Annotated in this window: 12 protein-coding genes; 6 read left to right on the forward strand and 6 right to left on the reverse strand. The window is 70.3% G+C overall.

Going from position 1 to position 12217, the window contains the following annotated elements; all coding sequences use genetic code 11:
* Positions 1-16 precede the first annotated feature (16 nt).
* The 4 genes from BJ963_RS17445 to BJ963_RS17460 form a co-directional block, all read right to left on the reverse strand.
* Complete coding sequence (locus tag BJ963_RS17445; RefSeq protein WP_179457723.1) at positions 17-457, reverse strand: Fur family transcriptional regulator; 441 nt, start codon at positions 455-457, stop codon at positions 17-19.
* A gap of 30 nt (positions 458-487) precedes the next feature.
* Positions 488-682, reverse strand: a complete 195-nt coding sequence (locus tag BJ963_RS17450) for a hypothetical protein (protein WP_089914186.1) — start codon at positions 680-682, stop codon at positions 488-490.
* Between the two features lie 112 nt (positions 683-794).
* Positions 795-2522: a cation:proton antiporter gene (locus tag BJ963_RS17455; protein ID WP_179457724.1), complete on the reverse strand. Its 1728-nt coding sequence runs from the start codon at positions 2520-2522 to the stop codon at positions 795-797.
* Positions 2523-2577: 55 nt separating this feature from the next.
* Positions 2578-3144 (reverse strand): TetR/AcrR family transcriptional regulator, encoded by a 567-nt coding sequence (locus tag BJ963_RS17460; protein WP_089914180.1) that lies wholly within the window; start codon positions 3142-3144, stop codon positions 2578-2580.
* A 164-nt stretch (positions 3145-3308) separates the two neighbouring features.
* Here BJ963_RS17460 and BJ963_RS17465 point away from each other — a divergent pair, with 164 nt between their 5' ends.
* Positions 3309-4889 carry an MFS transporter gene (locus tag BJ963_RS17465; RefSeq protein ID WP_179457725.1) on the forward strand — a complete coding sequence of 527 codons (1581 nt, stop codon included), beginning with the start codon at positions 3309-3311 and terminating at the stop codon, positions 4887-4889.
* 159 nt (positions 4890-5048) lie between these two features.
* Here BJ963_RS17465 and BJ963_RS17470 read toward each other — a convergent pair whose 3' ends face one another.
* Positions 5049-5597, reverse strand: coding sequence for a GIY-YIG nuclease family protein (locus BJ963_RS17470; protein WP_179457726.1), 549 nt, complete (start codon positions 5595-5597; stop codon positions 5049-5051).
* A 104-nt stretch (positions 5598-5701) separates the two neighbouring features.
* On the reverse strand, positions 5702-6403 hold the full coding sequence (locus BJ963_RS17475) for a YoaK family protein (protein WP_179457727.1): 702 nt from the start codon (positions 6401-6403) through the stop codon (positions 5702-5704).
* Positions 6404-6573: 170 nt separating this feature from the next.
* Here BJ963_RS17475 and BJ963_RS17480 point away from each other — a divergent pair, with 170 nt between their 5' ends.
* The 5 genes from BJ963_RS17480 (at position 6574) to BJ963_RS17500 (ending at position 12141) form a co-directional block, all read left to right on the forward strand.
* Positions 6574-7611: a LacI family DNA-binding transcriptional regulator gene (locus BJ963_RS17480; protein WP_089914160.1), complete on the forward strand. Its 1038-nt coding sequence runs from the start codon at positions 6574-6576 to the stop codon at positions 7609-7611.
* A 145-nt stretch (positions 7612-7756) separates the two neighbouring features.
* A complete protein-coding gene (locus tag BJ963_RS17485) occupies positions 7757-9091 on the forward strand; it encodes an ABC transporter substrate-binding protein (protein ID WP_179457728.1) in 1335 nt (444 codons plus the stop codon).
* Between the two features lie 147 nt (positions 9092-9238).
* A complete protein-coding gene (locus BJ963_RS17490; protein WP_179458206.1) occupies positions 9239-10096 on the forward strand; it encodes a carbohydrate ABC transporter permease in 858 nt (285 codons plus the stop codon).
* Positions 10093-11004, forward strand: a complete 912-nt coding sequence (locus BJ963_RS17495; protein ID WP_179457729.1) for a carbohydrate ABC transporter permease — start codon at positions 10093-10095, stop codon at positions 11002-11004. The genes BJ963_RS17490 and BJ963_RS17495 overlap by 4 nt, the downstream gene beginning before the upstream one ends.
* A gap of 39 nt (positions 11005-11043) precedes the next feature.
* A complete protein-coding gene (locus BJ963_RS17500) occupies positions 11044-12141 on the forward strand; it encodes a DUF2961 domain-containing protein (protein ID WP_179457730.1) in 1098 nt (365 codons plus the stop codon).
* Positions 12142-12217 lie beyond the last annotated feature (76 nt).

The following is a 12217-nucleotide window of genomic DNA, read 5'->3' on the forward strand; positions in this document are numbered from 1 at the left end:
TCCGCGGTGGGGGCGCTCAGGATTGCTGAGCGCGCGTGGCGCGCTCCTGGCAGGACGGGCACAGGCCCCAGAAGGTGACTTCGGCCGTGTCGATCACGAAGCCGCCGGCATCCGACGGATGCAGGCAGGGCGCGTGACCGACGGCGCAGTCGATGTCGGCGACCGCGCCGCACCCGGTGCACACCACGTGGTGGTGGTTGTCGCCGATCCGCCGCTCGTAGAGCGCCGGGGAGCCCGCCGGTTCGATCCGGCGCAGCAGCCCAGCCGCGGTCAGGTCGCCCAGGACGTTGTGCACGTTCTGGATCGACGTGCCCGGAAGGGCCGGGATCAGCGTCCGGAAGACGGTCTCCGCGTCGACGTGCGGGTGGTCGGTCAGCGCTTCGAGCACCGCCACCCGCCCTCGCGTCGCTTTCAGGCCGGCGCCGCGCAGTGCGCTCTCGAGCCGTGCCGTGTCCATGGTGCGACTCTAACCCGATGTTTTGAATAACTAAAAATACGTGGCGACCCGGGCGCGTCGTTCGGCGAGGGTGGCACGCTGCCGGCGGATCGGCATCCTCTCGCGAGCGATGGTGACCGGGCCGATCGCCTTGGTGATCGCGCGCAGAGCATCGTCCTCCGTCTTGGCCTCGACGGCGACGACCATGCGACGTCGGTCGCGGCTGCGAATCACAGTGAGTTCCATGACTCCCCTCTCCTCCCGCCCACGGCGGGTCTCATCCACTTGAGACGAGGAGTCCGGGCGGTGGTGACGAGGAGAGGCGCAGTTCGCAGGAGCCTGCCAGGAACGCCCGGCGTCAGCGCGAGCGCGAGCGGAGGCGGGTCTCCTCGAGATCGAGCAGCGCCTGCGCCTCGGTGAGCACGCGCGACGGGTACGACCCGCGGGAGCGTTCCAGCAGGAGGCGCTCGCGCTCGGCGTCGACGACGGCGAGCCGCAGCGTCCGGTAGACATGGTGCGGCCGGCTGTCCTGCGGGGTGTCGCTCAGCAGCGCGCGCTCCCACGCCGACTCCGCCCGCAGATACGAGGACTGCCGGACGCGCTCGACGACCTCCGGGTCGACCGGCGACGACGTCCGCGCCGCGGTCTCCGGATCGTCGAGCACCGCGAGGCCCGCCTCGCTCAGGTCGTCGAGGAGCTGCGCGAGCAGCCGTCTGTCCTCCCGGGCGTCCGCGCCCTGCAGGCCGAGCGTCCGGATCAGCCAGGGGAGCGTCCCGCCCTGCACCACCAGGCTGACGAACGCGACGGTGAACGCGATCAGGATGAGCTGCGGGCGGTACGGGATGTCGCTGGGCAGCGACTGCGCGGCCGCCAGGGTGACGACGCCGCGCATCCCCGCCCAGCCGAGGACGACGCCGCCCTTCCAGTCGATCGCCTCCTGGCGGTACTCCTCCAAGTCGGTGCGATGTCGTTCGTAGCGCTGCTCGGCCCGTTGCTTCCTGAGCGCCTGCCAGCGATAGCGGACGGGATGGTCGCGGAAGTAGCTGATCATCAGCCATTCCCGCAGCACGGAGCGTTCGGCGAGCTCCGCGCGTCTTCGAAGCCCGAAGATGAGGGGCACGATGAGCACGAAGCGGATGACGATGAGCGAGAGCACGGCGATGAGTCCGAGCCCGACCGCGTTCCACACGCTCAGCACCTCGGGGTTCTCGACGTCGCTGACGAGCGTCCGCAGTTCGAGCCCGATCAGCAGGAAGACGCCGTTCTCGAGGAGGAACTGGATGGTGCGCCAGTTGATCTGGTCGCTGATCCGCGCCTGCGCGCTGAACTGACGCGGCGCCGCGTGCCCGGTGTAGAGGCCGGCGATGACGACGGCCAGGACTCCGGAGCCGTGCAGCGCCTCGGTCGGTGCGAACGCGGCGAACGGGACCACGACCGACAGCGCCGTGTCGAGGACCGGGTCGTTCAGCTTGGAACGCACCCAGACCGAGACGAAGCCGACGACGAGCCCGACGACGAGTGCGATCAGCACCGCCGACAGGAAGTCGACGACGCCGGCCCAGGGCGTCGCCAGGGTGCCGAGGGCGGCGGCCAGAGCCGTCCGGAGGAGCACGAGGGCGGTCGCGTCGTTGACCAGTCCCTCGCCCTCCAGCACCGTCAGCAGGCGCGGCGGGAGGCCGAGCTTGCGGCCGATCGAGGTCGCGGCGACCGCGTCGGGAGGGCTGATGATCGCACCGAGGGCGATCGCCGCGGCGAGGTTGAGATCCGGAAGCATCGTGAACAGCACGAAGCCGGAGGCGAAGGCCGTGATGACCACCAAGACGACCGAGAGCCCGGCGATCGGGGCCAGGTTGCGCCGGAAGTCGGTGAGGGGGACGCTGATGGCCGCCGCGTAGAGGATCGGCGGGAGCAGCCCGTCGAGGATGATCTCGGGCGGGACCTCGATGTCGGGGACGCCGGGGAGGAACGACAGGGTCACGCCGACGATGACGAGGATGATCGGAGCCGCGATGCCGAGCTTGCGCGAGAACGCGGCCACGCCGACGATGACCGCCACAGCGATCACCGCATAGACGCCCAACTCCATCTTCTCAGCCTACGGGCCCACTCGGCCCGCGGGCCTGCCGGGCGGGGCGTCCACGTCAGCGGGCGCGGAGGCCGTCGATGGCCATGGCCAGCACGCGGTCGCGCTGCTGGTCGTCCTCGAAGGCGACTCCGGCGATCCCGGAGACCATCCGGATCACGTCGCCGATCGTGGCGTCCGTGCGGAGCTCGCCGGCCTGCTGCGCCCGGCGAACCAGCGGCTCGCCGGCGTCGTAGAGGGAGGTGCGGCAGCTGAGCAGAACGGGGGAGTCCTTGTTGAGGCCCTCGACCAGCGCGCGCTTCGTGCCGACGTAGGCGATGAAGCGGCGGAGCCACGCCTGGACGGCCTCCCACGGCTCGAGCGATCCCGCGTCCTCCGCGGCCCGCACGACGGCGGCGACCTCGTCGATGTACACGGCCTCGACCAGCGCGTCGCGGGTGGGGAAGTTGCGATAGAGCGTCCCGATCCCGACCCCGGCGCGGCGTGCGATGTCTTCGAGCGAGGCGTTCGGACCGTGCTCGGCGAACGCGTCGCGCGCGGCGGCGAGCAACGCGTCGAAATTGCGGCGGGCGTCCGCCCGTTGCGGTCGGGCGACGCTCGGTGCGGTGGTCACGGTGCCGGTCACGGCGGCGGTCCTTTCGGGGTCGAACGCGGGGTCGAAAAGTCGGGGTTGCGAAGCGGAGGCAGCCTCCGGTAATGTCTTCCCCGTAACCGGAGGGACCCTCCGAACGGAGCCTCCCTCCAATTCTACGCCTTTCGGCACCCCTCGAGAAACGGAAAACCCGGACAATGTCTCGATCCCATCCCGGACTGACCTTCGCCATCCTGGCGCTGAGCGTCGGTTCCTTCGCGACGCTCCAGTCGCTCGTCGTCCCCGTCCTCCCCGTCATCCAGTCCGACCTGCACACCACGACCGCAGGCGTCACCTGGACCATGACCGCGTGGCTCATCGCCGCCGCGGTCGCGACGCCCCTGCTCGGTCGCGTCGGCGACCTCGTCGGCAAGCGCCGCATCCTCGTCCTCGCCCTCCTGGCCGTCGCGCTCGGAAGCGTCGTGGCCGCCGTCGCGCCGTCGATCGGCGTCGTCATCGCCGGCCGTGTCATCCAGGGCCTCGGCGGGGCGATGTTCCCGCTCGCCTTCGGCATCATCCGCGACGAGTTCCCCGCGCGGCGCCTCCCGTCCGCGATCGGCGCCATCGCGTCCATCATCGCCATCGGCAGCGGACTCGGGACGGTGCTCGCCGGGCCGCTCGCCTCCGCACTCAGCTGGCGCGGACTGTTCCTGCTCCCCGTCGCCCTGACGGTGACGGCCGCCGTCCTCGCGCTCATCGTCATCCCCGAGTCGCCGACGCGGGCGACCGGCGGGGTCAACCCGTGGGCCGCCGTGCTGCTCTCGGGCTGGCTCGTCGCGCTCCTGCTGCCGCTGAGCACCGGCGCGCAGTGGGGCTGGTCGTCGCCCGGCGTGATCGGCCTGTTCGTCGCGGCTGCGGTGCTCCTCGCCGCGTGGGTCCTCGTCGAGCTCCGCTCGCGGCATCCCCTCGTCGACATGCGCCTCATGCGCGAGCCCGGCGTCTGGTCGATGAACGCGGCGGCTGTCTTCATCGGCGCCGCCATGTTCGCGATCTTCGCGTTCTTCCCGCGGTTCGTGCAGACGCCGACCTCGACCGGGTACGGTCTGGGCGCCTCGGTGGCGGAGTCCGGGATGCTGATGCTCCCGATGCTGGTGACCATGGCCGTCACCGGGTTCCTAAGCGGGCCCCTCGCCCGCTGGGTCGGCTTCCGCGCGCAGATCGTCGTCTCGGCGGCGCTCATGGGCGCCGCGGCCCTCTCGCTCGCCTACCTCCACGGTTCGCTGTTCGCCGTCGCCGCCGCCTCCGGCGTGTTCGGCATCGGGCTCGGCCTGATCTACGCGGCGATCACGAGCGTGGTCGTGCAGAGCGTCCCGGCCACCCAGACCGGGATCGCGAGCGGGATGAACGCCAACCTGCGCACGGTCGGATCGGCGGTCGGGGCGGCCGTGATGACGGCACTGGTGACCGGGGCGATCGCGCCGGACGGGCTCCCCGCGGAGTCCGGCTACACCGAGGGGTTCACGACCGCCGGTGTGCTGGCGTTCGCCGCCGGTGCCGTGACCGTGGTGGCGACGTTCCTGATGCGGGCGGCCCGCCGGGCCGAGGAGGCCAGGGCCGAAGAGCTCGTGGTGAGCGCGGTCGTGGAGACCGTCGAGCCCGCGACCGCCGTGGTGGACATCGCCGTAGTCTCCTCCGCGGAGGCGGAGGCGGCCGAGATGGCGCGCCTCGCCGCGAAGGTCGACGGCGAGCTGTCGGTCGCCCTCCGCGACGGCCGGCGCGAGAGCCTGGAGGTCGCCTGACCTCTCCCCGCCCAGTGAAGGCCCGGACCCGACGGATCCGGGCCTTCCGTCGGTGATCTGCCGATGTTCGTCGGAGATCGGAGCACTGTGAGCCGGTGACTCCATCCGCACCGCGGCCGGTCGGAGATCCGGACCGCCTTCTCCGACGGTGCTCGGCTCTCAGACGCGGAGCGCCGCGGCTTCGCTGCGCCAGCGCGCGAGCAGCGCCCACGGGTCGTCGCCGCCGCCCGCCGAGCGGACGCGGTCGACGTGTGCGAGCAGGTCCGGGTCGGTCTCGAACCACTCCGTGCCCGGGATGCGCAGGTGCGCGAACCGATCGTGGCGGCGAAGTTCCACGGTCCGGTCGCCGCGTTCGAACGCGAGGACCTCGTCGTGGGGGAGGGCGGCGAAGCGCTGCGCCGGGTTCGCCGTCGTGCCGATCTTGATGCGGTCGCGGAAGCGCAGGTAGTAGACGACATCCACCCGGGAGGCGGCCTGACCCTCGGGCGGCGGTTCGCCCACCCGCCACTCGCACACCGCGCACAGCCAGCCCGACGGGTACCGGACGCCCAGCCGCGACCCGCAGAACGCGCACGGCGACGGCAGCGCATCGGTCACGCCGAACTCCGCGTCGACCAGGTCGTGCGCCTCCAGCAGGTGGGTCAGGCACAGCCGGATGGACGCGCCGGGATGCGCGGGGCTGTCGCAGAGCGCGCAGGTGGTGTCCATGAGGCGAGGGTAGCCGCGCCCGCCGACAGCACCGGCGGCGTGGAGTGCCGCCCCGGCGCGGCTCAGCGCGGCGGCCGTAGGGCGGACGGCTGGACGCCGGGACGTCACGCCCGCGCGGCCGCCACGCGGCGCCCCTCGTGGACGGCGAAGTGCCCGACCGCGGCGGCACCCGCGGTCACCACCGTGGCGAGTCCGAGCGGGAGGGCGATCCCGAACCGCAGCAGTAGGGCGCCGACCAGGGCGCCCAGTGCGATGAGCACGACCGCGCCGGCGCGGCGGCGCCACGGCTGGCCGGATCCGCCGGCGAGCACTGAGTCGGCCGCCAGGCCGGTGATGGTCGAGGTGACGACGACCGTCGTCACATCCTTCACGGCCAGATGCCGCGCGACGGCCGCCTGGAACCCCATCGCGGCGGCGAGCAGGACCGTGATGCCCAGCTCCCAGGGCTTCGGGGGGACGCCGCCCGTCGCGATCGTGACGCCGGTGAGCACGGCGAGGGCGGCGGCGACCGCGGTGAACGACCAGCTCGTCCGCGTGTTCCAGCCGATGGTCTCGCGCCGCAGCGTCCGGCCGCCGATCACGGCTCCGGCCATGAATGAGGCCAGCGCGACCAGGGGCCCCACCCAGGGCAGGCCCTCGGCGCCGACGATGGCCATCCCGAGGATGACGACGTTGCCGGTCATGTTGCCGGCGAACACCTTGTCGAGCCCGAGATAGCCGACCGCGTCGACGATCCCGGTGGAGAAGGTGAGCGCGAGCATGAGTACCAGGGTCATCTCGCTCTGCCGTTTGCTGTCGTCGGTCATCTGGCCTCCTTCTGCCGCAGACAGGATCGCATGACGTCGGCGCGACCCCCGCATCGGACAGCACGCATAACGAGTTCGTAACGGCCGTTTGCGTCAACGCGTTTGACGCTCATAGCGTGACGTCAATCGATTGAAGTCAACCGATTGACGCACAGAGCGAAGGAGCGCCGATGCTGACGATGAAGGACATCGCCTCGCACGTCGGCGTCTCCGTGTCCAGCGTCAGCCTGGTGCTCAGCGGCCGGGGCGAGGGCCGTGTCAACGCGTCGGTCGCCCAACGCATCAAGCAGGTCGCCGACGAGCTCGGCTATGTGCCCAACCAGCTGGCGCGGTCGCTCAAGACCAAGCAGAGCCGGACGATCGGGATGGTGTCCGACCAGGTCGCGACGGTGCCGTTCTCCGGCCACATGCTCGCCGGAGCGCAGCAGGCGGCCTGGGACAGCGGCTTCATGCTGATGCTCATCGACACCTACGGCAACGACGAGGTGCAGACGCCCGCCGTCCAGTCCCTTCTGCAGCGCAACATCGAAGGCCTGATCGTCGCGACCAACTTCCACAAGCTGGTCGACCTGCCGCTTGTGCCGCCGACGATGCCGGTCGTCATCCTCGACGGCCGCCCCTCCGACGACGACGCCCACCCGACGGTCGACTACGTCGTCCCCGACGAGGAGCTGGGGGCCTACACCTCGACCCGCCTGCTCATCGAAGCCGGCCACACCCGGATCGGCTTCTGCGATGTCCGGGCCTACCCGATCGCGTCGCGGCTGCGCGCCCGCGGCCACGAGCGGGCACTGGCGGAGGCGGGGCTGCGCCGGGACGAGAGCCTGACCGTCGTGGCAGAGGACGCGGCCACACGGTTCGCGGTCGAACCGGCCCGGCGGCTCCTCGACCGCGACGACCGCCCCACAGCGGTGTTCTGCTTCAGCGATCAGACCGCCATGGGCTTCTACCAGGTGGCCAGGCACCTCGGGCTGGAGATCCCCCGCGACCTGTCGATCGCCGGGTTCGACAATCAGGAGTTCGTCGCGGAAGCGCTCGACCCCGGTCTCACCACCGTTCAGCTGCCCCACCGCGACATGGGCGAATGGGCGGTGCGCCGCGTCGTCGGACGGCTGGACGGATCCCTCGACGGGGCAGAACGCGAAGGGTTCCTGATGCCCTGCGCTCCCGTCCTCCGACAGTCCATCGGGCCGCCGTCCGGCAGCTGACCGCCCCGCGCCCGAATCCACCCGCACCACCGACCGGAGGCACCGGTGGCGTGAGCCTGCCCTCCTGCCCGGCCGCCCCACCGAATACACCCGCCACCGAATCCACCCGCACCACCCCGAACACCCGATGCAAAGGAGCAACGCAATGACAACACCCCGCAAACCGGGCGGCCGCACCGTCGCCCGTCTCGCCGCCGCAGCAGCGGCGGTCGCCGTGGCCGCCGCCGGCCTCGTCGGCTGCAGCAGCGGCAACGGCGGTGACGCCGGCACGACGTTCACGATCCTCCAGTACGAGGACCCGAAGACGGCGCAGGGCCAGGGCTGGCAGCTCGCCCTCGAGATGTTCAAGAAGAAGCACCCCGGCGTGAAGGTCGACTTCCAGACCACCAGCTTCGACGCCGTCCGCAAGAACGCCAAGCTCACCCTCGGCGGCAACAAGGTGCCCGACGTCGTCGAGTTCAACAAGGGCAACGCCGACGGCGGCCAGCTCGCCAGCCAGGGGCTGCTCTCGCCGCTGGACGACCAGGTGAAGAAGTACGGCTGGGACAAGAAGGTCACCGGCGGCATGCAGTCCTTCGCCAAGTACGACGAGCAGGGCAGAGCCGGATCCGGTGACTGGTACGGCATCCCGAACATCGGCGAGTACGTCACCTTCTACTACAACAAGGACCTGTTCGCGAAGGCCGGCATCGCCGCAGAGCCGAAGACGATGGACGAGTTCGTCGCCGCGATGCAGAAGCTCCAGGCCGCCGGGATCACGCCGGTGTCGTCCTCGGCCTCGACCAACCAGGGCTTCAACCAGATGTGGGTCTGGTACTCCCTCGTCTCGGCGTACGCCGACCGCTCGCAGATCGACGACTTCATGTTCCTGAAGGGCACGGTCGACTTCTCCGCCGACCCATGGAAGAAGGGCACGGAGCAGTTCCAGGACTGGATCGACAAGGGCTACCTCGGCACTGACCTCGCCGGCCTCACGTACGAGCAGGCGAACGTCAACTTCCTGAGCGGGAAGACCGGGATGCTGATCTGGAACAACGGAGTTTTCTCGCGGGTCAAGGACCAGAAGGACTTCGCCTGGGGCTACTTCACCCTCCCCGGCGCGAACATGTCGATGGGATCATCCGGCCACCTGTGGGGCGTGCCCGCGAAGGCGAAGAACAAGGACCTCGCCTACGACTGGATCGACACGACGCTCAGCCCGGAGGTCCAGAACAAGATCGGCGAGCTCGGCGGACTGCCGCTCGCGGGCGACTCCTCGAAGATAAGTGATCCGGTGACCCGCGCGTACACCGAGCGCTTCGACGAGATCGTCAAGGCGGACACCCTGACCTTCTACCCGGACTACCCGGTCCCCGGCTTCCTGGACTTCATCCAGACCAACATGGCCGCGATGTCCAACAAGAACGAGACGGCGGACGAGTACATCCAGAAGCTGCAGAAGTTCTACGACGACGGCAAGAAGGCGACCGACCAGGGCTGAGTGGAGGGGCGGAGCCGCCGACCGCGGCTCCGCCCCTCCCTCCGATCCGGAGAGCATGACATGACGACAGCGACACCAGCCGCGGCGCCCCCGCTGCGGCGCCGACGGGCCGGACGACGCGCCGGGTACTGGATGTACCTCCTCCCGATGATCGTCGGGACGGCGGTGATCGTCCTCCTCCCGTTCGCGGTGAACGTGTTCATCAGCCTGTTCCGCTGGAAGGGCGGCATCGCCCCGATGCGCTGGAACGGGCTGCAGAACTACATCGACCTGCTGCACGACTCCCAGTTCTGGCTGGCGTTCACGAACACGATCTTCATGATCGTCGGCATCGTCATCGTCCCCACCCTGCTCGGCCTGCTGCTGGCGGCGATGCTCTTCGACTACATCGGCCGGGAGTTCGGGGGCAGGACGGCCGCGTTCCTCCGGGCCACCTACTACCTGCCGCAGATCCTCCCCATCGCAGTCGCCGGCTTCATCTGGAGCTGGGTGCTCGCCACTCAGAACGGCCTGCTGAACAGCGTGATCGAAGCGCTGGGCGTGAAGAGCCCGCCCGACTGGCTCGGCGACCCGAGCATCGCGATCTACGCCGTGATGCTCATGCTGATCTGGCTGCAGCTCGGCTACCCGGTGGTCATCTTCATGGCCGCCCTGCAGCGGGTCGACCCCGAGCTGTACGAAGCAGCCTCCCTCGACGGCGCCGGCTGGTGGCGGCGGTTCCGCGCCATCACGGTCCCGCAGATCCGGCCGGAGGTGTTCGTCGTGGTGATCACCGCGACCGTGGGGGCGCTCAAGGTGTTCGCGCCCATCCTCATCCTGACCGGGGGCGGCCCGGAAGGCTCGACCGTCGTGCCGTCCTACTACTCGTACCGGAACTTCTTCGAGCTCTCCAAGGTCGGCTACGGCTCGGCCATCGCCACCGCCATGTCCATCGTCATCTTCCTCGTCGCCGGCGTCATGCTCTGGCTCCAACGGCGGGGCGCCCGAGAGGAGGCCGCCGGATGACCACGACGACCGCACCCACCGACTCCCGTCCGCGTGGGACGGAGGCGCCGCAGCGGACCGTCCACGCGGGCAGCCGCCGACGCCGGCCGCGCCGGCCGCTCCGCTGGCTCATCCTCGCGGCGGCCGTGCTGATCGCGCTGGTCATGCTCGCGCCGCTGGTGCTCCTCGTCCTCAACGCGTTCAAGACCGGCACCGACTACTCGGCCCACGGCCCGCTCGCGCTTCCGACGAGCTGGAGCCTGCAGTCGTTCCAGGACTACCTCGACCGCGTCGACTTCCTCCGCGCCCTGTGGAACTCGGTGGTCATCTCGACGCTCGTGGCCCTGCTGGGCACGCTCGTCTCCCTGCTGACCGCCTACGCGATCGGGGTCGGCCGGGTGCGCGGGAGCACCGCGCTGCTCGCGGTCTTCCTGCTGGCGACCATGCTGCCGCAGGAGGCGCTGATCTACCCGCTGTTCTATGGAGCGCAGGCGACCGGCACCTTCAACACGGTGTGGAGCGTCATCATCGTCTTCACCGTGCTGCAGGCGGCCTTCGGCACCTACCTGCTGTCGAGCGTGATGTCGACGCTGCCGCCCTCGCTGCTCGAGGCCGCCGCGCTCGACGGTGCCGGGCGCTGGCGCATCCTCTGGTCGGTGGTCTACCCGGTCATGCGGCCGACCCTGTCGGTGCTGATGGTGTTCTTCTTCGTCTGGACCTGGAACGAGTTCTACATCCCGCTCATCCTGCTCTCGGACCAGTCGGTGCAGACCGTGCCCATCGCGCTGGCGACCCTCCAGGGGCAGAACTCCATCGACATCACCTCGCTGAATGCGGGGTCGCTGCTCTCGCTGCTGCCGACCCTGGTGTTCTTCATCATCTTCCAGCGCACCCTGAGCCGCGGCGTGACCGTCGGCTCGGTCAAGTAGCCATCCGACCCGATCCATCGAACCGACCTGAGGAGAACCGTGCTTCCCACCCTGTCCGACCTGCTCGCCGCCGACGGCGTGCGCTCCCGCTCCATCAACGCGGAGAACCCGACCGGCGCGCCCGGCGCCGCCGCGGCGGCGAGTTCGCGCCTCGGCCCCGGCCGGAAGGGGAGCGCTTACGCGGCCCTGCCCGCCGGCGGCAGCCTGACGCTCGCCGACATCGAGGGCCCCGGCGTCATCCGCCACATCTGGATCACGGTGCCGGACCGCACGGACGGCGGCCCGTTCGTGCTGCGCGACCTGGTGCTGCGGATGTACTGGGACGACGAGGAGCAGCCCGCGGTCGAAGCCCCGCTCGGCGACTTCTTCTGCAACGGCTTCGCCGCGCGGGCGCTGGTCACCTCCGAGCCGATCGTGGTCGCGCCGACCGGGGGGATGAACTCGTACATCCCGATGCCGTTCCGGCGGCGCGCGCGCATCGTCCTGGACAGCGACCACGCAGCCTCGATCGACCACGTGTTCTTCCAGGTCGACTACACGGTCGGCGACGACATCCCCGAGGGGACGCCGCTCTTCCACGCGCAGTGGCGCCGCTCCAACGCGACGACGGCGCCGGGGGAGGACCATGTCATCCTCGACGGCGTCACCGGCCGCGGCCGCTACCTCGGCACCTACATCGGCGTCGCCTCGCTCTCGCGGTACTGGTGGGGCGAGGGCGAGGTGAAGTTCTTCGTCGACGGCGACACCGACCTCCCGACGCTGTGCAGCACCGGCCTGGAGGACTACGCGGGCGGCGCCTGGGCGTTCCAGGACGAGCTGCGTCACGACCCGGAGCCGGTCCCGCTGACCTTCAGCGCACCGTACTGCGGCTATCCGTTCTTCAGCACGCGCGATGAGACGCGCGGCGGCACCTTCATCACCTCCACCGCGCCGATGCACGCGCTGTATCGGTGGCACCTGCCCGATCCGGTCTTCTTCGAGAGCGACCTCCGCGTGACCGTGCAGCAGATCGGCGTGTGGGACAAGGGCCTCTTCGAGCGCACCGACGACGTGTTCTCCGTCGCCTACTGGTACCAGAGCGGCCCGCGTCCGGAGGTCCCGGCCTTCCCGGACGCCGCGGCCCGCATCCCGCGCTGACGCCCGCCGTCGAGTTGCGACATCATGTCGCAACTCGGCCCGAATAGGCGCAACAACTCACACCTCGACGGAGCGG

Source organism: Leifsonia soli, from assembly GCF_013408745.1.
GTDB lineage: Bacteria > Actinomycetota > Actinomycetes > Actinomycetales > Microbacteriaceae > Leifsonia > Leifsonia soli.

Bases quoted from the DNA above. Each gene is read 5' to 3' on its own strand.
- BJ963_RS17445 (WP_179457723.1), bottom strand. From the start codon at position 457: ATGGACACGGCACGGCTCGAGAGCGCACTGCGCGGCGCCGGCCTGAAA.
- BJ963_RS17450 (WP_089914186.1), bottom strand. From the start codon at position 682: ATGGAACTCACTGTGATTCGCAGCCGCGACCGACGTCGCATGGTCGTC.
- BJ963_RS17455 (WP_179457724.1), bottom strand. From the start codon at position 2,522: ATGGAGTTGGGCGTCTATGCGGTGATCGCTGTGGCGGTCATCGTCGGC.
- BJ963_RS17465 (WP_179457725.1), top strand. From the start codon at position 3,309: ATGTCTCGATCCCATCCCGGACTGACCTTCGCCATCCTGGCGCTGAGC.
- BJ963_RS17470 (WP_179457726.1), bottom strand. From the start codon at position 5,597: ATGGACACCACCTGCGCGCTCTGCGACAGCCCCGCGCATCCCGGCGCG.
- BJ963_RS17475 (WP_179457727.1), bottom strand. From the start codon at position 6,403: ATGACCGACGACAGCAAACGGCAGAGCGAGATGACCCTGGTACTCATG.
- BJ963_RS17480 (WP_089914160.1), top strand. From the start codon at position 6,574: ATGCTGACGATGAAGGACATCGCCTCGCACGTCGGCGTCTCCGTGTCC.
- BJ963_RS17485 (WP_179457728.1), top strand. From the start codon at position 7,757: ATGACAACACCCCGCAAACCGGGCGGCCGCACCGTCGCCCGTCTCGCC.
- BJ963_RS17490 (WP_179458206.1), top strand. From the start codon at position 9,239: ATGATCGTCGGGACGGCGGTGATCGTCCTCCTCCCGTTCGCGGTGAAC.
- BJ963_RS17495 (WP_179457729.1), top strand. From the start codon at position 10,093: ATGACCACGACGACCGCACCCACCGACTCCCGTCCGCGTGGGACGGAG.